This window comes from Roseicyclus marinus, from assembly GCF_036322625.1.
Classification (GTDB): Bacteria; Pseudomonadota; Alphaproteobacteria; order Rhodobacterales; family Rhodobacteraceae; genus Roseicyclus; species Roseicyclus marinus_A.
In genome coordinates, this window is record NZ_AP027266.1 from 1,441,974 (window position 1) to 1,460,820 (window position 18,847).

Consider the following 18,847-nt stretch of genomic DNA (forward strand, 5'->3'; position numbering starts at 1 on the left):
TTCGATCCGCCCGCAAGCCGTTGACCGCCCCCGCGCGCCGCGCCAGTTTGGCCGCATGAGCCTTGCATCCCGCCTGACCCGCCATCCGATCCCACATTCCCCCGAACGCGGGGCCGAGGCGTTGTCGCAGCTGCCGGGGCTTGCGCCCGAATTGTGCCCCTTGATCGAGGGTATGGGGGGCTCATCGCCCTATCTGGGCGGGCTCATCGCGCGCGAGGCCGATTGGCTCACCGAGGCGTTGGCAGGCGAACCCGAAGCGGCGGTCGCGGCTCTGATCGCCGAGGCGGGGGCGCTTGGTCCCGCCGAGATCGACACGGGCCTGCGCCGGATCAAGCGGCGGGCGGCGCTGATCGTGGCGCTGGCCGATCTGGGGGGTGTCTGGCCGCTTGCGACCGTCACGCAGCATTGGACGGATATCGCCGATGCCTGCCTTTGCGCAGCGCTGCGCGTCCATGTCGGGGCCGAGGCGCGGCGCGGCAAGCTGCCCGGCCAGACGGAGGAGGATGGCGCGCGCGACGGGGCGGGCATGGTGGTGCTGGCCATGGGCAAGATGGGCGCGGGCGAGCTGAATTATTCCTCGGATATCGACCTGATCTGCCTTTTCGATGATGACCGTTTCGACGGGTCCGACGTGATGGAGGCGCGCGCCGCCTTCATCCGGGCCACGCGCAGGATCGCCGCAACCCTCGGCGACACGACGGCAGAGGGCTATGTGTTCCGCACCGATCTGCGGCTGCGCCCCGATGCGAGCGTCACGCCGGTCTGCATCTCGATGACCGCCGCCGAACGCTATTACGAGGCGGAAGGGCGGTCCTGGGAACGCTCCGCGTATATCAAGGCGCGGCCTGCGGCGGGCGATCTGGCGGCGGGCGGGCGGTTTCTGGAGACGCTCAAACCCTTTGTCTGGCGGCGGCATCTCGATTTCGCGATGGTGCAAGACACCATGGATATGCGCCAAAAAATACGCGATCACAAAGGTTTGCACGGCAATCTTAAGCTAGAGGGTCACAACATGAAACTCGGCGCGGGCGGCATCCGCGAGATCGAGTTCTTCGCCCAGACCCGCCAATTGGTCGCCGGTGGCCGCGACCCCTCGCTCCGGTCCCGCCGCACGGTGGAGGCGCTGGCCGCCCTGTCCGAAGCGGGGTGGATTCCCGCCGAGGTGGCGGGCGAACTGACCGAACTTTACGCCCATCACCGCGAGATCGAACATCGCGTCCAGATGATCGACGACGCGCAAACCCATGATTTGCCGAAATCTTCCCAAGGTTTCGACCGTCTGGCCCGGCTTTGCGGCGAGGCGGATACGGACAGGTTCCGGGAGGGGCTGGCCACGCGCATCCGGCGGGTGGAACATCTGACCGGCGATCTGTTTCAGCCCACGCGCGGCGGTTCCAAGCCCAGCCTCGAGATCTCCGAGGCCGAGGCGGAAATCATGGCGCGTTGGCCAAGCTATCCCGCACTCCGCAGCGAGAGGGGGCGCCTGATCTTCGAACGGCTGAAGCCCGAATTGCTGCGCCGCTTTCACACGGCGGCCAAACCGGAAGAGGCGCTGTCAAACTTCGACAGCTTTCTCAAAGGCTTGCCCGCCGGTGTTCAACTCTTTTCTCTCTTTGATGCCAACCCGCCGCTCGTCGATCTTCTGGCCGATATCTGTGCCACCGCGCCCGGTCTGTCGCGCTACCTGTCGCGGCATTCCGGGGTTCTGGATGCGGTTCTCGACGGGCGTTTCTTTGCCCCTTGGCCGGGGGCTGCGGGCCTGCGTGACGACCTGTCCGGGTTGCTGTCGGGCCGCGATTACGAGGCGCAGCTCGACATGGCGCGGCGCTGGCAGAAGGATTGGCATTTCCGCATCGGCGTGCACCAGCTGCGCGCCCTGATCGGACCGGAAGAGGCTGCGGCGCAATATACCGACCTGGCCGATGCGGTCATCGGGGCGCTTTGGCCGCTCGTCTGCGATGACATCGCCCGCCGCCACGGCCCGCCGCCGGGTGTGGGGGGGGCTGTTCTGGGCATGGGAAGCCTTGGCTCGGGGCGGATGAGCGCAGGCTCGGATCTCGACCTGATCGTCATCTACGATGCGGCAGGCGTCGAGATGAGCGAGGGGCGCCGCCCGCTCGATCCGCGCGGTTGGTATGCCAAGGCCACGAAATCGCTGATCACCGCGCTGTCTGCCCCCACGGCGGCGGGCAAATTGTACGAGGTGGACATGCGCCTGCGCCCTTCGGGACGGCAGGGGCCGGTCGCGACCTCGGTCACGGGGTTTGCCAGCTACCAGCGCGACGAGGCCTGGACCTGGGAGCATATGGCGCTGACGCGCGCGCGGGTCGTCGCCGGACCGGCGTCCCTGGCAGCCGAGATCGAAAGCATCCGTTCGGCCGTGATCGCCGAGAAAGCCGCGCCCGATCATGTCCGGGCCGAGGCTGCAACGATGCGCGCGCGGCTTGCGGCGGCAGGGCGGGCAGGGTCCACCTTTGCCGTCAAGGAGGGCCCCGGCGGCCTGCAGGAGATCGAGCTTTTGGGCCAGGCGGCAGCGCTGGCTGCCGGTGTGCCCCATCGCGTCAGTGCCGCGCAATTGGCCGAGGCTGAGCGCCTTGGCTGGCTGGATGGACGGGGCGTGGCGGTTCTACAATCGGCCCATGCGCTCTTCAACCGGGTGCAGGGGGCCGCGCGGCTTTTGACCGAGGAAAGGCTCGATCCGGATGCCATCGGCACGGGGGGACAGGCGTTTCTCGCCCGGATCGCGGGGGCTGCGGATGAGGGCGAGCTTGCGACATCTCTGGACAAGGCGCGCATGGATGCGCTTTGCTGCATCGATGCCGTTTTCGGCAGCGTGACCGAACAGGACATCCCATGACAGCGGACCGCGACCCCATCGACCCCAAGAACCTGATCCGTGAAGCCTACCGGATCGAGGGGATCGGGGATGCGGAATGCCGCTCGATCCTCGTTGATTGGGCCTTGAGCCTGAGCGGACCGGACCCGCGCGCGGCGATTGCGGCGTTGCTGGAACGTCACGCCGATGCGCCGTCGGATCATCCGATGACGCTGGTCCTGCGCGAAGGCTTGTCCGAAGCGGCCGCCCCCCGGCGTCGCGGGGGCCGTGCGGCGCGCGTGGCCGATTGAAAGATCAGATCTTGTCCCGCGTTCCTTGGGTGCCACGCTCGCGGTAGGGCGTGGTGTTGTAATGGGCGCGGTAGCATTTCGAGAAATGCGAGGGTGAGGCAAACCCACAAGCCAGCGCCACGTTGATCACGCTCATGTCGGTCTGCATCAACAGGTTGCGCGCCTTGCCCAGCCGCAATTCCATGTAATAGCGCTTGGGGCTGCGGTTGAGGTAGCGCCGGAACAGCCGCTCAAGCTGGCGGGTCGACATGCCGACCTCCTTGGCCAGGGTCGCGGGGCTGATCGGATCCTCGATCGCCTGTTCCATCATGCGGATGACCTGCCCCAGCTTGGGGTGGCGCACACCGATGCGGGTGGGGATCGACAGGCGCTGCGTGTCCTGGTCGGTACGGATCGAGGTGTAGATCAACTGATCGGCCACCAGGTTGGCCAGATCCTCGCCATGCTCATCGGCGATGATCTTGAGCATCAGGTCGATGGAGGCCGTGCCCCCCGCCGTGGTGATGCGGTTGCCGTCGATGACGAAGACCGATTTGGTCAGGATGACCTCTTCGAATTCCTCGGTGAAACTGTCCTGGTTTTCCCAATGGATCGTGGCGCGCTTGCCGTCCAGAAGCCCCGCCTTGGCCAGCGTGTAGCCCGCGGTGCAAAGGCCCCCCATGATCGCGCCCTTGCGCGCCTCGCGCCGGAGCCATCCCACCACACGCTTGGTGGTGGCCGCGGCCACGTCGATCCCACCGCAGACCAGCACGGTGTCGTCGCGCGTCACCTCTTCGAGGTCGCTGTCGAGCCGAAAGCCGATGCCTGCGCTGCAATAGGCGATATCGCCCCCATCGCCCACCAGGGTCCAGGAATAAAGCGATCGGCCCGACATGCGGTTGGCGATGCGCAAGGCTTCGACCGCGCTGGAGAAGCACAGCATGGTGAACTGGTCCAGAAGGACGAAAACGAACCGCCGGGGGCCAGTGTGGTCGGGCATATTGGGGCCTTTGCCTGTCGTGCGCACGCGGGGCTTCCGCGCGCATTCCTTGAGCGAAAGCAGTTTTTTCAGGCAGACGCAATCCCTGCAGGCGGCGATTCAGGGGATTGGATGGTCGCGGTCATACCCCTATAAGCACCCCCCGAGAGACGACCCTGAAGGAGATACCGCGCCATGACCCGCACGACCGGACCGGCCTGGACCAAATCCGACTGGCGCGCCAAGCCGCGCGTGCAGATGCCGAGCTATCCCGATGCCGCGGCCCTGCAGGCGGTCGAGACGCAGCTGACGAAATACCCCCCGCTCGTGTTCGCGGGCGAGGCACGCCGCCTGAAAAAGGCGCTGGCCGCGGCGTCGCGCGGGGAGGCGTTCCTGCTTCAGGGCGGCGATTGCGCTGAAAGTTTTGCGGAATTTTCCGCCGACAATATCCGCGACACCTTCAAGGTGATGCTGCAGATGGCGATGGTGCTGACCTATGGCGCCAAGGTGCCGGTGGTGAAGGTCGGGCGCATGGCCGGGCAATTCGCCAAGCCGCGTTCCGCGCCCACCGAGGTGATCGGCGGCGTCGAGATGGACAGCTACAAGGGCGACATCATCAACGATATCGCGCCCACGCCCGAGGCGCGCATCCCCGATCCGAACCGGATGTTGCAGGCCTATACGCAGGCTGCGGCCTCGTTGAACCTGTTGCGCGCCTTTTCGACGGGGGGGTTCGCCGATATCCACCGGGTGCACAGCTGGACGCTGGGCTTCACCGATCACGACGATGCCGAGAAATACCGCGATCTGGCCAATCGCATTCAGGACAGCCTTGATTTCATGACGGCCGCAGGGCTGACGAGCGAGACCAACCATGAGCTCGCGACGGTCGATTTCTACACCAGCCACGAGGCGCTGCTTCTGGAATACGAAGAGGCGCTGTGCCGTGTCGACAGCACCTCGGGCAAGTGGCTGGCGGGGTCGGGGCACATGATCTGGATCGGCGACCGCACGCGCCAGCCCGATGGGGCGCATGTTGAATTCTGCCGGGGCGTGCTGAACCCGATCGGGCTCAAATGCGGGCCCACGACGACCGAGGATGACCTCAAGGTCTTGATGGCAAAGCTCAATCCCGAGAACGAGCCGGGTCGTCTGACGCTGATCGCGCGGTTCGGTGCGGGCAAGGTGGGCGATCACCTGCCGCGCCTGATCAAGACGGTGGAGGCCGAGGGCGCGAACGTGTTGTGGTCTTGCGACCCGATGCACGGCAACGTCATCAAATCCTCGACCGGGTTCAAGACGCGCCCCTTCGATGCGATCTTGCGCGAAGTGCAGGAATTCTTTGCCGTTCATCGCGCCGAGGGCACGGTTCCGGGCGGCGTGCATTTCGAGATGACGGGCAAGGACGTGACCGAATGCACCGGCGGCATGCGGGCTGTGACGGACGAGGATCTGTCCTCGCGCTATCACACGGCTTGCGATCCGCGTCTGAACGCGAGCCAGTCGCTGGAACTGGCCTTTCTGGTCGCGGAAGAGTTGCAAAAGAGCCGCGAGGCGCTGCGCGCGGCGGTCTGAGATCGGGTGCGGCGCGGGGCCCGGAGGGGTGCCGCGCCGGGCCGAGACATCCTTGCGATTTTCCTAACAAATCGCGCCATTCCTTGCGATTTCCTTACCAGATCGCGCCATTCCTTGCGGTTTTCCTGACCGCTGCCGGGGGAGTTAGCATTTGGGTAACGACACGACAGGCGGCGGCGTCATCGCTTCCATGACCGGCTTCGCCGCGCGCGAGGGAAGTGACGGTCAGGGGGCCAGCTGGAGCTGGGAGCTGCGCAGCGTGAACGGTCGCGGGCTCGACCTGCGGCTGCGTCTGCCCGATGGTCTGGGCGCGCTGGAGGCACCCTTGCGCAAGCGCCTGTCCGAGGTGATCGGGCGCGGCTCGGTCAGCCTGTCCTTGCGGGTGGTGCGCGAACAGGGCGGGCCGGGCGCGACCGATCCGGCCAAGCTTGCGGCGGTTCTGGCGCAATTGGCGCAGGTGCGCGCCGCCGCCGAGGCGCAAGGCATCGCCTGCGCGCCCGTCGATCCGGCCACGATCCTGTCGCTGCGCGCGCTGTCGGAGAATGGGGAGGCCGCCACGATGCCCGCGCCCGAGGCGCTTCTGGCCGATGCGGAGCCGCTTTTGTCGGCCTTTACCGCGATGCGGCAAGACGAAGGGCGCGCGCTGGCGGCCCTGCTAGACGCGCAGATCGACCGGATCGAAAACCTTGTCTCAGGTGCCGAAACCGCCGCTGCCGCGCGCGCCGAACCGCAGGCCGCACGTCTGCGCGCGGCCATCGCGATCTTGGTCGAGGCGACCGAGATCGACGAAGCACGGCTGGCGCAGGAGGTTGCGGCGCTGGCGCTGAAAACCGATGTGACCGAGGAGATCGACCGGCTGCGCGCCCATGTGGCGGCGGCCCGCGCGCTGCTGGCGCAAGGCGGTGCGGTGGGCCGCAAGCTTGATTTCCTGATGCAGGAATTCAACCGCGAGGCCAACACGCTTTGTTCCAAGTCGCAAGATGCGGGCCTGACGGCGATCGGGCTTGACCTCAAACTGGCCATCGACCAGACCCGCGAGCAAGTCCAGAACGTGGAGTAGTCATGGCCGCTGCCAGCCTGTCCCGAAGGGGTCTTTTGATCATCCTGTCCTCGCCGTCGGGCGCGGGAAAATCCACGTTGGCCAAGCGGTTGATGGATTGGGACAAATCCCTGCGCTTTTCGGTTTCGGCCACCACGCGCCCGCCGCGCCCGGGGGAGGTCGATGGCACGGATTACCATTTCCTGAGCGAGGCGGATTTCAAGGGCATGGTGGCCCAAGGCGCGATGCTGGAACATGCCCATGTCTTCGGGAATTTCTACGGCTCGCCCATGGCCCCCGTGGCGGAGGCCATCGAGGCGGGGCGCGATGTGCTCTTCGACATCGACTGGCAGGGTGCGCAGCAGATCCGCAATTCGGCGCTGGGGCGGCATACGCTGTCGATCTTCATCCTGCCGCCCTCCATCCCCGAGCTGAAGCGGCGGCTGGTGAGCCGGGGGCAGGACGGGCCCGAGGTGATCGCCAAGCGCATGCTGAAAAGCTGGGACGAGATCAGCCATTGGGACGGCTATGATTACGTGCTGGTCAATGACGATCTGGACGCGACCTTCGACAGGCTCAAGACCATCGTCAGCGCCGAAAGGCTGCGCCGCGAGCAGCAGCCGGGACTGGCCGCCCATGTGCTGAACTTGCACGACGAATTCCGGGAGGAGGAAGAATGATCTACGCGCTCGACGGTATCGCCCCCGAGATCCACGAGGACACATGGGTCGCACCCGGTGCGCATGTGATCGGCCGCGTGGTGCTGGAGGAGGGCGCAAGCGTCTGGTTCGGTGTCACCTTGCGCGGCGACAACGAGGAAATCCGCATCGGCGCGGGCTCGAACGTGCAGGAAAACTGCGTCTTTCACACCGATATGGGCTATCCGCTGTCGGTGGGCCGCAATTGCACCATCGGGCACAAGGCGATGCTGCATGGCTGCACCATCGGGGACGGGTCGCTGGTGGGGATGGGGGCCACGATCCTGAACGGGGCCGTGATCGGCAAGGGCTGCCTGATCGGGGCGGGTGCGCTGATCCCCGAGGGCAAGGTGATCCCCGATGGATCCCTGGTGATGGGCATGCCGGGCAAGGTGGTGCGCGAGCTGGATGCTGCAGCACAAGACAAGCTTCTGGCCTCGGCCGCGCATTACCGTGACCGGATGCGGCGGTTCCGTGCGGGGCTTGTCGCGGTCTGAGGGCCGGAGGGCTCAGGCGGTGGCGATGGTCAGGATGTCATCCTTGGCCACGTAATTGATCGTCCGTTCCAGGGGCGTCACGGTGGCGTGGAGGGTGGGAAACTGCGCCTCCGCCGGGCGGAGGGGGCGGCCGGCGGCGGCCATTCCGAATCGCAACACCGACCAGAGATCCTCATCAAGCGACAGGCGCGGACCCTGGGCCTGCGCCTGCCAGTGGCCCGACCCGTCCAGCGCAAGGCGCAGGGTGCCGCCCATGGGCAGGGCGGTTTCGGCGCAAAGCGCGATCAGGTAGCCCAGTTTCACATCGAGCCGGGGAAGATCGCAGGTCACGGCCCAATCGAGCGTCAGGCGGCTGTCGCGCCAAGGCGCGAGGGCGGTTTCCCGCCCCTCTCGCGCGCTCATCATCTGGCGGGCCCCGGCCGCGCCGAAGGCCACGCGCAAAAAGCGCAGCCGCGCCTGCGCATCGCGCACCGCATCGCGGATCAGCGCCATTTCCGGGCCCTGCGCCGAACCTGTCATCTCGATCAGTTCGACCCCGTTGCCGATCGCGCCCAGCGGGTTTACGAGGTCATGGCACAGGCGCGACCCGATCAGGTCCGCCAGCGTCTGGTCGCCATGCGGGGACTGGTCATTCATCAGGCAATCCTTTCAGGCGGGACATATCATGGCGGGCGATCTGAGTTCGATCCTTGAGCCGGGGATGCTGGTGCGCTGCCCCGACCAGCCCGATTGGGGGCTGGGGCAGGTGCAATCCAACGTGGGCGGGCGCATCACGATCAATTTCGAGAATGCGGGCAAGCTGGTGCTGGATGGCGCGCGCGTGGCGCTGGAGCTGGTGTTTCTCGACTGACCCATCCTGTCCCCGCGGGTTTGCTTGGCTGACCCTAGCGGAGCGGAGGTTAACACGGGTTTAACATCGTCGCCTGCCTTTCGCGCGCAGTTTGCAAGCGGGTCCTCTCCTGCTAAGGGGCGCGGGCCTGAGGGGTGACAGCGGAACGCGCATGGATATCGACGACGATCATTTCGAGCTGCGTCTGGCCGCAAGCGATGCCGATCTGCGCGCGGCGCAGCGGCTGCGCTACGAGGTGTTCGTGGCCGAGCTGGGCGGGGACGGGCCGATGGTCGATCACGCCGCGCGGCTGGAGGCGGATCGGTTCGATCCGCATTTCGACCATCTGCTGCTGCTCGACCGCCGCAGGGCGGAGGATGAGCAGGTCATCGGCGTTTACCGGGTGATGCGCGCCGAAGGGGCGGCGGCGGCGGGCCAATTCTATTCCGAGGGGGAATATGACCTCGGGCCGCTCCGGGCCTCGGGGCGGCGGCTTTTGGAACTGGGGCGGTCTTGCGTGCATCGCGACTATCGCGGCGGCACGGCGATGATGCATCTTTGGGCGGGGCTGGCCGAGTATATCGCCCAGCACGGGATCGAGGTGATGTTCGGGGTTGCGAGTTTTCACGGGCTTGACCCCGCGCCCCTGGCCGGGCCCCTGTCGCTGTTGCACCACCGCCACCTGGCGCCGGAGGCGATCCGGCCCGTGGCGCGGTCCGAAGGGTTCCTGGCGATGGATGCCGTGGCGGAGGCGGATCTCGACCGGCCCGCCGCGATCCGTTCCATGCCTGCGCTGATCAAGGCCTATCTGAGGCTGGGCGGTTTCGTGGGGCAGGGGGCCTATCTCGACCGGGAGTTCAACTGCATCGATGTCTGTCTGGTGATGGATGTGGCGCTGATCCCCGAAAAGCACCGCGCGATCTATCGGCGGGGGGGCGCGTGAGCGAGGGCTGGCGGGAGGCGGCCCCGCCCCCGGCGCGCCGGCTTGGTCCGGGCGATCTGGGGCGCGTGGCGCTGCGTGGCGGCGCGATCCTCGCGCTGCTTTTGGTCTGTTTTCCGGCGCTTTTGCTGCTCCGGGTGCCCGAACGCCTGATCTTTGGCCTGAACCGCCCGGTGACACCCCATCTGACGCAAGTCGTCTGCCGGGTCTCGTGCCGTATCCTGGGGCTTGAGCTGGTCGTGCGGGGCGCGCCGATGCAGGGGCCGGGGGCCTATGTGGCCAATCACGTGGGATGGCTGGATATCTTCGTGCTCAACGCCTCCAAGCGGCTCTATTTCGTTGCGAAGGCGGAGGTTGCGGGCTGGCCCGGCATCGGCTGGCTGGCGCGGGGGACGGGGACGGTCTTCATCGCGCGCGACCCCAAACAGGCGCAGGCGCAGACGCGGCTGTTCGAGGAGAGGCTCAGGGCGGGCCACAGGCTCTTGTTCTTTCCCGAAGGCACATCGACCGACGGGCGGCGCATCCTGCCCTTCAAGCCCACGCTCTTTCAGGCCTTTCTCTCTGACGGGTTGCGCGATCTGTTGCAGGTGCAGCCCGTGACCCTGGTCTACCATGCGCCCGAGGGGGAGGATCCCCGCTTTTACGGCTGGTGGGGGGATATGCCGCTGGCGCCCGCGATCCTGTCGACGCTGGCCGCCGCGCGGCAGGGGCGGGTGGAGGTGATCTATCACGCCCCCCTCAGGGTCGCCGATCATCCCGACCGCAAGCGCCTGTCGGCGGCGGCGGAGGCCATGGTGCGCGAAGGCTTCTACGCCGCTCTGGCGGAGTGATCTTCTCTGTTTCGAAAATATCCCGGGGGGAACGGCCAAGGGCCGTGGGGGCAGAGCCCCCCATCGCGTTGCCCGCTAGCGGATCGGCGCGATGAGCGCGCGGAGGGCTGCCACGGCATCTTCCTCGCGCCAGATCTCGGGACCGATGGCGAAGAAATCGGTGACGGGGGCGAAAGCCTCGACAAGCGCCACGTCCAGCGCGCCTTCTGCGACGACCGGCACCTCGATCATCTCGGACCACCAGGCGAAGAGATCATGCTCGGCGCGGGGGCCTTCCATCAGCTTGCTCTCGCCCAAGGGGCCGAAGGCGATGTAATCGGCCCCGGTTTCGCCCGCCGTCATCCCGTCATGGCGGGAGGCGGCGCAGAATGCCCCCACGATGGCATCGGCCCCGAGCGCCTTGCGCGTGGCGCGGACGGAGCGGGAGCCGTCGGTCAGATGCACGCCGTCAAGGCCCAGACGCTCGACCATGCCGGCATGGTTCGACAAGACAAGCGGCACGTCGCGGGCATGGGCGATCTCGCGGAGCGCATCGGCGGCGCGGGCGAGATCATCCTCGTCCTCGACCGCGAGGGCAAGGCGCAGGCAGGCGATGGGCTCGGCATCGAGGATCGCGGCAAGGCGCGGGGCGAAGGCGTCGATCTCGAACCGCGTGGGGGTGACGAGATAGAGGTTCGGCTGGTCGCTCTGGTCGCGGTCGGACATGGATCTGGCCCCTTGCTGGTGGCGCGGGTGATAACGGGGCGGGCGCATTTGGGCAACTGGCGTCTCGCAGGCGCGATCAGCGCGGGGGTTCTTGCCCCGACGCCTGCCGCGCGGTATCGGCCAAGCCATGAGTGACATGCAAGACACCCGCCAGCCCGCTTTCGTCCTTGTCCGCCCCCAGATGGGCGAGAACATCGGGGCGGCGGCGCGCGCGATGTGGAATTTCGGACTGGACCGGATGCGGGTGGTCAGCCCCCGCGACGGCTGGCCCAACGAGCGCGCGGTGGCGCTGGCCTCGGGCGCGGGGCGGCTTTTGGACCATGCGGGGCTTTACGAGGATGTGGCGGGTGCGATCGGGGATTGCACCTATGTCTTTGCCACCACGGCACGCCCGCGCGGCATGACCACGCCCATCGTCACGCCCGAACGCGCCATGCAGCAGGCGCGCGCGATGCTGGAAGCGGGCGGCAAGGTGGCGGTGCTGTTCGGGCCCGAGCGCGCGGGGCTGGAAAACGCCGATATCGCGCGGGCCAATGCGATCATCTCGGTCCCGGTGAACCCGGATTTCCCCTCGCTCAACCTCGCGCAATGCGTGCTTTTGTGCGCCTATGAATTCCGCCGCGCGGGCGACACCACGCCGCCCGAGGTGATGGAGATGGCGGGCACCGATTTCGCCACCGGGGCGGAGTTGGCCGCGCTTGGCGATCACATCGAGACGCGGCTCACGGAGGCGGGGTTCTTTTTCCCCGAGGGCAAGGCGCCTGCGATGCGGCAAAACCTGCGCCAGATCTGGGGGCGCTTGCCGCTGACGCGGGCCGATGTGCAGACCTTTCACGGCATGTTCCGGCAGATGGTCCGCTGGGCCGAGGGCAAGAGGCCCAAGGGGTGAGCCTCGCGCCCCCCGACCGGATCGAGACGGAGGCCGATCTGGGGCTGGGGGCGGCCGTTCTGGTGGCGCGCGATGCGCGCTTTGCCCCCATTCTCGCGGAAACAGGCCCCTTGCCGCTCCGGCGCAGGCCCGATGGGTTTGCGGCACTTCTGGCGGCCATCGTGGGCCAGCAGGTCTCGACCGCCTCGGCGGCGGCGATCCTCGGGCGGCTCGAGGCGGCGGGCTATGCCGAAGAGGGCGCGGTTCTGACCGCGTCCGACGAGGATTTGCGCGCCTGCGGGCTGTCGCGGCCCAAGCTGCGCTATATCCGGGCGCTGGCGGAGGCGCGTCTTGATTACGCGGGGTTGCGGTCGGAGCCGACAGATGTCGTCGTGGAACGGCTGGTCGCCTTGCCGGGGATCGGGCGCTGGACCGCCGAGATCTACGCGATGTTCGCGCTGGGGCATGTCGATGCCTTTCCGGCGGGCGATCTGGCCTTGCAGGTGGCGGCTGCCCGCGCCTTTGGCCTGAGCGCGCGGCCCAGCGAGGCGCGGTTGCGCGCCATGGCCGAAGACTGGTCGCCCGTGCGCGCGGTTGCCGCCTGCGCGCTTTGGGCCTACTACCGTCTGGACACGAGCCGGGAGGGTGTGCTGTGAGCAAGGGACTGGATTTCGGGCGCGTCGAGGCCGCCTCGGGCGAGGCCGACAGCATGGTCATCTTCCTGCATGGCTACGGGGCCGATGGGCAGGACCTGTTGGGTCTGGCCGAACCGTTGGCCCCGCATCTGCCCAACACGATGTTCCTGGCCCCCAATGCGCCCGAACGCTGCGGGATGAACCCGATGGGCTATCAATGGTTCCCGATCCCCTGGATCGACGGATCGTCCGAGGAGGAAGCGGCCGAAGGTCTGGCGCGGGCCGCCGATGATCTGAATGCCTTTCTCGACCGGGTGATGGTCGAGGCGGACATGATCCCCGAACAGGTGGCGCTGGTGGGCTTTTCGCAAGGCACGATGATGAGCCTACATGTCGCGCCGCGCAGGGACGAGGCCTTTGCCGGCGTCGTGGGCTTTTCGGGCCGTCTCCTCGCGCCGGAGACGCTCGTCGACGAGGTGGTGGTGCGCCCGCCCGTTCTGCTGATCCATGGCGATCAGGATGATGTCGTCCCGATCTCGTCGCTGCCCGCCGCGGCGGAGGCGTTGCAGGGCGCGGGCTGGAGCGAGGTCTATGCCCATGTGATGAAGGGCACGGCCCATGGCATCGCGCCCGATGGCCTGTCGGTGGCGCTGGCCTTTTTGCGGGAACGCTTCGGGCTCGACTGACCGGCCCTGCGTCCCGCGATCTCGTGGATAACGTCACGAAACTGTCAGCTTGGGCGGCTATCCCGAACCTGTCGGGCCACAGCATCTGGTAAGGCTTGCCGGATCGAAAAGGCTAGATATAGTGGAATCGTTGCTGGAGCGGGGTGCTCCCGCTCTGGTGCCGGGAATGCGGGCAGACAGGGCGGGATCGGAGTCACTCATGCAACCAGCCACCGAGGTCGAATTTCGGACCCAGTTCGTGCGCGAACCGGGCGCGCTGAAAAGCCACCCCGCGCTGGTCCTGAATGCCGATTACCGTCCCCTGAGCTATTATCCCCTGTCGCTCTGGCCCTGGCAGGAAGCGATCAAGGCGGCCTGGCTCGACCGGGTGCAGATCGTGGCGGAGTACGATGCTTTCGTCCATTCGCCCTCGATGCGGATCCGCATTCCGTCGGTCGTGGTGCTGAAGGATTACGTGAAGCCGCAAAAGCGCGTGGCCTTTACCCGGTTCAACCTGTTTCTGCGCGACGAATTTTCCTGCCAGTATTGCGGGGCCAAGGGCGATCTGACCTTTGACCACGTGGTGCCGCGCGCGCGGGGCGGCGTGACGAGCTGGGAAAACGTGGTGGCGGCCTGTTCGCGGTGCAACCTGCACAAGGGGTCGAAGAGCCTGCGCCAATCGGGATTGAGCCTGCGCAAGCCGCCGCGCCAGCCGGGGGCGGAGGAATTGCGCAACATGGGGCGGAAGTTTCCGCCTGGGCATCTGCATGAAAGCTGGCTCGATTTCCTGTATTGGGACAGCGAATTGGAAGCCTGAGGGCGGGGCGGACCGTTGCATGTGGATTGACCTTTGGGTTGCTTGCGTGCCAGTCAGGGCGCGTGACGCGGCCGAAGGGACGAACGGTTCATGAAGGTCATCATCTGTGGCGCGGGCCAGGTCGGCTGGCAGATCGCGCGCCATCTTTCCGGCGAAAACAACGATGTGACGGTTGTGGACAGCAACCCCGAACTGGTGCGCCGGGCGACCGAGACGCTGGATGTGCAGGGGCTGACGGGCTTTGCCTCCTACCCGGATGTGCTGGAGAAGGCGGGCGCGCGGGATGCGGACATGATCATCGCCGCGACCTTTTCGGACGAGGTGAACATGGTCACCTGCCAGGTCGCGCATTCGGTTTTCGCGGTGCCGCGCAAGATCGCGCGATTGCGCGCGCGCAGCTACCTGGATGCGATCTATTCGGATCTGTACCGGCGCGACCATCTGCCGATCGACGTGGTGATCTCGCCCGAGGAGGAGGTGGCGCAGGCCGCCCTTGCGCGCATCCGCTCGCCCGCGACATTCGACACGGAGACGTTCTTGTCGGGCGATGCCAAGATGCTGGGGATCCAGCTCGACGCGGATTGCCCGGTTCTGGACACGCCGCTTCGGCAATTGTCGGAGCTGTTTTCGACGCTCAGGGCCATCGTGGTGGGGGTCAGGCGCAAGGGCAAGCTGTTCGCGCCGGAACCGGGCGACCAGTTGTTCGCGGGCGATCAGATCTATGTCTTTACCCATGCGCAGGATGTGGGCCGCACGCTCGAGATTTTCGGCAAGACGGCCAAGCGGCCCGAGCGGGTGCTGATCATCGGCGGCGGCAATGTGGGGCTGAACGTGGCCCGCGCGCTGGAGCAGGGCACGGACCGGGTGCGCACCCGCGTGATCGAGAAATCGCGCGCGCGCGCCGAGGTGGCGGCGGATGCGCTGGAGCGGACCATCGTGTTGAACGGCGACGGGCTCGACATGGATATCCTGCGCGAGGCGGGGGTCGAACGGGTCGATGCGGTCTTGTGCGTGACCGATGACGACAAGACGAACCTGCTGAGTTCGGTCCGCGCGAAATCGGCGGGGGCGGGGCTGGCCATCGCGCTGGTCAATGACCCGACGCTGTTGCCGATGATGGGGCCCCTTGGGATCGACGCGCATATCAACCCCCGCGCCTCGACCGTCAGTTCGATCCTGCGCCATATCCGCCATGGGCGGGTGCGCGGTGTCTATTCCATCGGGGATGCGGAGGCGGAGGTGATCGAGGCGCAGGTCCTGTCGACCTCGTCCATCGCGGGGCGGCAGATCCGGGAGATCGATTTCCCCGAAGGCGCGCTGGTCGCCGCCGTGCAAAAGGGTGGCAAGGTGATGCGGCCCACGGGGTCCTTGCGGCTGGAGGAAGGTGACAGCATCGTGATCTTTGCGCTGGCCGCCGATGTTCCGGCGGTCGAGACGCTGCTTCAGGTCTCGATCGATTTCTTCTGAGCCGATGGGGGGCTATTTCCGCAACCTGCCGTTTTTCGTCGTGCTGCTGTTCGCGGCGGCGGGCGCGATGCTGGTGCCGTCGGTCTACGGCTTGGCGGTGCGCGACCATGATGCGGCGCGGGTGTTTTTCTACACCGGCATCCTTGTGGCCATCCTTGCGACGCTGTTGGGCTTTGCGACGCAGGGCTGGGCCAGGGGGCGGGTCGACAGCGACCAGAAATACCTCGTGTCGCTGTTGGCATCTTATGTCTGGTTGCCGGTGATCCTGGGCGTGCCGATGTTCGAGGTGATCGGCAACACGCGGGCGGTCAATGTCTATCTCGACATGGTGTCGGCGCTGACCACGACCGGCGCGCCGGTTTTCGAGCCGCTCAGGCTGGTCGATACGGTGCATCTGTGGCGCGCGACGGTGGGCTGGCTGGGCGGGCTTTTGACCTGGGTCACGGCGATGGCGATCCTTGCCCCCCTGAACCTTGGCGGGTTCGAGGTGACGTCGGAGGCCAATGCCATCGGCCAGCGCATGCCGCAATCGGGGCAGATGCGGGCGGCGGCGCCGGCCGAACGGCTGTGGCGGCAGGCGGGCGTGCTGGCGCCGATCTACCTGGGGTTGACCGTGGTTCTGGCGCTGGGTCTGGCGCTGGCGGGGGAGCGGCCCCTGCATGCGGTCATCCATGCGATGTCGACGCTGTCGACCTCGGGCATTCTGGCCACGGGCGGCTTCAAGGATACGGAGACGGGCGTTCCGGGCGAGATGCTGATCGCGCTTTTCCTCGTCTTTGCGCTGACGCGGCGGAGTTTCACATCCGGGTTCGGGATGGCGGCGCTGGACCGGGTGGCGCATGACCGGGAGGTGCGGCTGGCGCTGTTCGCAGTGGTCGTGCTGCCCACATTCCTGTTCATGCGTCATTGGCTGGGCGCCTATGAGGTGGACGAGCTGGCCAATGCGGACGGCGCGCTGACGGCGCTTTGGGGCAGTGTCTTTACCGTCCTGTCCTTTCTGACGACGACGGGATTCGTGTCGGACCATTGGGGGGCGCGCAAAGCTGGTCGGGGCTGGAAACCTCGGGTCTGATCCTTGTGGGCGTGGCCATCATGGGGGGCGGGGTGGCGACCACGGCGGGGGGGCTGAAGCTGCTCAGGGTCTATGCGCTCTACAAGCATGGCGCGCGCGAGATCGAGCGGTTGGTGCATCCCCATTCGGTGGCGGGTGCGGGGCGGCTGGGGCGGCGCATCCGGCGCGAGGGGGCCTTCGTGGCATGGATTTTCTTCATGCTGTTTTTGTCCTCGATCGCGGTGGTGGTGCTGGCGCTGACGGCCACGGGCCTGCCGTTCGAACAGGCGCTGATGCTGGCCATCGCGGCGCTGGCGACCTGCGGGCCGCTCGCAAGCGTGGCGGGGACCGATCCGGTGATCTACCTGGCGCTGGGGGATGCGACCAAGATGATCCTGTGCGCCGCGATGATCGTGGGGCGGATGGAATCGCTGGTTTTCCTTGCGGTGCTGTCACCGGGGTTCTGGCGGAACTAGCGACACGGGGCCATTTTCATGGCTGGGGGTTGATCTTTGGACACAAATATCGGCACACAATAGGTATTGACGCGGATTGCTCACCGAGACCTTGCCCGACGACCGGCAGCCCAACCTCAAGAAGGCAACAACGAAATGGCCGAAACAAAACAGAATCTTCAGGACGCATTCCTCAATCATGTCCGCAAGACGAAGGTGCCCGTGACGATCTTTCTGATCAACGGGGTCAAGTTGCAGGGCGTGATCACGTGGTTCGACAATTTCTGCGTGCTTCTGCGCCGCGACGGGCAGAGCCAGCTGGTCTACAAGCATGCGATTTCGACCGTGATGCCGGCGCAGCCGATCAACCTGTATGACGGGGAAGAGTGACGGAAACGTCAACGCCCGCGCGCGACGGTGACGCCACGGCCAAGGGGCCGATGCGCGCGCTTGTCCTGCATCCCGACATCAAGTCCGACCGCGACCGCCGTGACCCGGGGCCTGCGCTGGAGGAGGCGGTGGCGCTGGCCGCAGCGCTTCCCGATCTGGAGGTCGCGGAGGCGCAGGTGGTGCGCCTGCCCAAGGCGCAGCCGGGGCTGTTGTTCGGATCGGGCAAGATCGCCGAGCTGAAGGAGCGGATCACGGAGCTGGAGGTCGGGCTTGTCCTGATCGACGGGCCGGTGACGCCGGTGCAGCAGCGCAATCTCGAAAAGGAATGGGGCGTCAAGCTGTTGGATCGGACGGGGCTGATCCTCGAGATCTTTGCCGACCGGGCCGCGACGCGCGAGGGCGTGTTGCAGGTGGAATTGGCGGCGCTGAGCTATCAGCGGACGCGGCTGGTGCGGGCCTGGACCCATCTTGAGCGGCAGCGGGGCGGATTGGGCTTTGTCGGCGGTCCGGGCGAGACGCAGATCGAGGCCGACCGCCGCGCCATCGACGAGGCGGTGACGCGTATCCGGCGGCAATTGGCCAAGGTGGTCAAGACGCGCGAATTGCACCGCAAGGCCCGCAAGAAGGTGCCTTATCCGGTGGTGGCGCTGGTTGGCTATACGAATGCGGGGAAATCCACGCTGTTCAACCATCTGACCGGGGCCGAGGTGATGGCCAAGGACATGCTGTTCGCCACGCTCGATCCCACGATGCGGGCGGTGGCGCTGCCCGACGGGACCGAGGTGATCCTGTCCGATACGGTGGGCTTCATCAGCGATCTGCCGACGCAGCTGGTCGCGGCGTTCCGCGCGACGCTGGAAGAGGTGCTGGACGCCGATCTGATCGTGCATGTGCGCGACATCAGCCATGCCGAGACCGAGGAACAGGCAAGCGATGTGCGCGCCATCCTGCGCGATCTGGGCGTGGCCGAGACCGCGCCGATGATCGAGGTCTGGAACAAGATGGACCGTGTGGCCCCCGAGGCGGCAGAGGCGTTGCGCGCCATGGCCGCGCGGCGCGAGGGGGTTTTCGCGGTCTCGGCCCTGACCGGGGAGGGGGTGGCCGAGATGCTCTCCGCCGTGGGCGAGACGCTGTCGCCGCCCCGTCACCGGACGGAGGTGGTGCTGCCCCATGGCGACGGGCGCAGGCGGGCCTGGCTGTTCGCCCAAGGCGTGGTCGAGGGAGAGGCAGCGGGCGAGGGGGAGACCCGGCTCAATGTGCATTGGACCGACCGACAGGCGCAGGCGTTTCGGCGGTTGTGAG

The 18,847-nt window shown here is 66.8% G+C and carries 21 protein-coding genes; 18 read left to right on the forward strand and 3 right to left on the reverse strand.

From position 1 onward, the window contains the following. The first annotated feature begins 55 nt into the window (after positions 1-55). A complete protein-coding gene (locus AABA51_RS06885; protein ID WP_338275780.1) occupies positions 56-2,857 on the forward strand; it encodes a glutamine-synthetase adenylyltransferase in 2,802 nt (933 codons plus the stop codon). After that, positions 2,854-3,126, forward strand: coding sequence for a hypothetical protein (locus AABA51_RS06890; protein WP_338275783.1), 273 nt, complete (start codon positions 2,854-2,856; stop codon positions 3,124-3,126). Before AABA51_RS06885 ends, AABA51_RS06890 begins: the two co-directional genes overlap by 4 nt. 4 nt (positions 3,127-3,130) lie before the next feature. On the opposite strand, the gene AABA51_RS06895 is transcribed toward AABA51_RS06890, so the two are convergent. After that, the gene (locus tag AABA51_RS06895; RefSeq protein WP_338275786.1) at positions 3,131-4,105 is read right to left on the reverse strand and encodes a GlxA family transcriptional regulator; all 975 of its coding nucleotides are present in this window, start codon (positions 4,103-4,105) and stop codon (positions 3,131-3,133) included. Positions 4,106-4,279: 174 nt separating this feature from the next. Between AABA51_RS06895 and AABA51_RS06900 the strand changes: the two genes are divergently transcribed. The 4 genes from AABA51_RS06900 (at position 4,280) to AABA51_RS06915 (ending at position 7,893) form a co-directional block, all read left to right on the forward strand. Next, positions 4,280-5,659, forward strand: a complete 1,380-nt coding sequence (locus AABA51_RS06900; RefSeq protein WP_338275789.1) for a class II 3-deoxy-7-phosphoheptulonate synthase — start codon at positions 4,280-4,282, stop codon at positions 5,657-5,659. 190 nt (positions 5,660-5,849) lie between these two features. Beyond that, entirely contained in the window at positions 5,850-6,719 is an 870-nt protein-coding gene (locus AABA51_RS06905) for a YicC/YloC family endoribonuclease (protein ID WP_338275792.1), read from the forward strand. Between the two features lie 2 nt (positions 6,720-6,721). After that, positions 6,722-7,378, forward strand: a complete 657-nt coding sequence (gene gmk, locus AABA51_RS06910; protein WP_338275795.1) for a guanylate kinase — start codon at positions 6,722-6,724, stop codon at positions 7,376-7,378. Beyond that, the gene (locus tag AABA51_RS06915) at positions 7,375-7,893 is read left to right on the forward strand and encodes a gamma carbonic anhydrase family protein (RefSeq protein WP_338275797.1); all 519 of its coding nucleotides are present in this window, start codon (positions 7,375-7,377) and stop codon (positions 7,891-7,893) included. The genes gmk and AABA51_RS06915 overlap by 4 nt, the downstream gene beginning before the upstream one ends. Positions 7,894-7,905: 12 nt before the next feature. Here AABA51_RS06915 and AABA51_RS06920 read toward each other — a convergent pair whose 3' ends face one another. Further along, complete coding sequence (locus AABA51_RS06920) at positions 7,906-8,529, reverse strand: histidine phosphotransferase family protein (RefSeq protein ID WP_338275800.1); 624 nt, start codon at positions 8,527-8,529, stop codon at positions 7,906-7,908. Between the two features lie 28 nt (positions 8,530-8,557). On the opposite strand from AABA51_RS06920, the gene AABA51_RS06925 reads away from it, so the two are divergent. From AABA51_RS06925 to AABA51_RS06935, 3 genes are all read left to right on the forward strand, one after another. Continuing rightward, positions 8,558-8,743, forward strand: a complete 186-nt coding sequence (locus AABA51_RS06925; protein ID WP_338275803.1) for a DUF3553 domain-containing protein — start codon at positions 8,558-8,560, stop codon at positions 8,741-8,743. 151 nt (positions 8,744-8,894) lie between these two features. Then, the gene (locus AABA51_RS06930) at positions 8,895-9,665 is read left to right on the forward strand and encodes a GNAT family N-acetyltransferase (RefSeq protein WP_338275805.1); all 771 of its coding nucleotides are present in this window, start codon (positions 8,895-8,897) and stop codon (positions 9,663-9,665) included. After that, a complete protein-coding gene (locus AABA51_RS06935; RefSeq protein WP_338275807.1) occupies positions 9,662-10,492 on the forward strand; it encodes a lysophospholipid acyltransferase family protein in 831 nt (276 codons plus the stop codon). Before AABA51_RS06930 ends, AABA51_RS06935 begins: the two co-directional genes overlap by 4 nt. Positions 10,493-10,567: 75 nt before the next feature. On the opposite strand, the gene AABA51_RS06940 is transcribed toward AABA51_RS06935, so the two are convergent. Continuing rightward, a complete protein-coding gene (locus tag AABA51_RS06940; RefSeq protein ID WP_338275809.1) occupies positions 10,568-11,197 on the reverse strand; it encodes a thiamine phosphate synthase in 630 nt (209 codons plus the stop codon). Positions 11,198-11,324: 127 nt separating this feature from the next. On the opposite strand from AABA51_RS06940, the gene AABA51_RS06945 reads away from it, so the two are divergent. The 9 genes from AABA51_RS06945 to hflX all read left to right on the forward strand — a co-directional run bounded on the left by AABA51_RS06945 (position 11,325) and on the right by hflX (position 18,846). Beyond that, positions 11,325-12,086 carry an RNA methyltransferase gene (locus tag AABA51_RS06945; protein WP_338275811.1) on the forward strand — a complete coding sequence of 254 codons (762 nt, stop codon included), beginning with the start codon at positions 11,325-11,327 and terminating at the stop codon, positions 12,084-12,086. Further along, a complete protein-coding gene (locus AABA51_RS06950; protein ID WP_338275814.1) occupies positions 12,083-12,721 on the forward strand; it encodes a DNA-3-methyladenine glycosylase family protein in 639 nt (212 codons plus the stop codon). Before AABA51_RS06945 ends, AABA51_RS06950 begins: the two co-directional genes overlap by 4 nt. After that, entirely contained in the window at positions 12,718-13,386 is a 669-nt protein-coding gene (locus AABA51_RS06955) for an alpha/beta hydrolase (RefSeq protein ID WP_338275816.1), read from the forward strand. The genes AABA51_RS06950 and AABA51_RS06955 overlap by 4 nt, the downstream gene beginning before the upstream one ends. A 199-nt stretch (positions 13,387-13,585) precedes the next feature. Beyond that, entirely contained in the window at positions 13,586-14,182 is a 597-nt protein-coding gene (locus AABA51_RS06960) for an HNH endonuclease (protein ID WP_338275818.1), read from the forward strand. Positions 14,183-14,272: 90 nt separating this feature from the next. Beyond that, positions 14,273-15,649 (forward strand): Trk system potassium transporter TrkA, encoded by a 1,377-nt coding sequence (gene trkA / locus AABA51_RS06965; protein ID WP_338275821.1) that lies wholly within the window; start codon positions 14,273-14,275, stop codon positions 15,647-15,649. 4 nt (positions 15,650-15,653) lie between these two features. Further along, positions 15,654-16,721, forward strand: a complete 1,068-nt coding sequence (locus tag AABA51_RS06970) for a hypothetical protein (RefSeq protein WP_338275824.1) — start codon at positions 15,654-15,656, stop codon at positions 16,719-16,721. Next, complete coding sequence (locus AABA51_RS06975) at positions 16,676-17,176, forward strand: potassium transporter TrkG (protein ID WP_338275827.1); 501 nt, start codon at positions 16,676-16,678, stop codon at positions 17,174-17,176. Before AABA51_RS06970 ends, AABA51_RS06975 begins: the two co-directional genes overlap by 46 nt. Positions 17,177-17,311: 135 nt before the next feature. Next, a complete protein-coding gene (gene hfq / locus AABA51_RS06980; RefSeq protein WP_277822891.1) occupies positions 17,312-17,545 on the forward strand; it encodes an RNA chaperone Hfq in 234 nt (77 codons plus the stop codon). A 50-nt stretch (positions 17,546-17,595) separates the two neighbouring features. Next, a complete protein-coding gene (hflX, locus tag AABA51_RS06985; RefSeq protein ID WP_338276481.1) occupies positions 17,596-18,846 on the forward strand; it encodes a GTPase HflX in 1,251 nt (416 codons plus the stop codon). The last annotated feature ends 1 nt before the right edge of the window (position 18,847 follow it).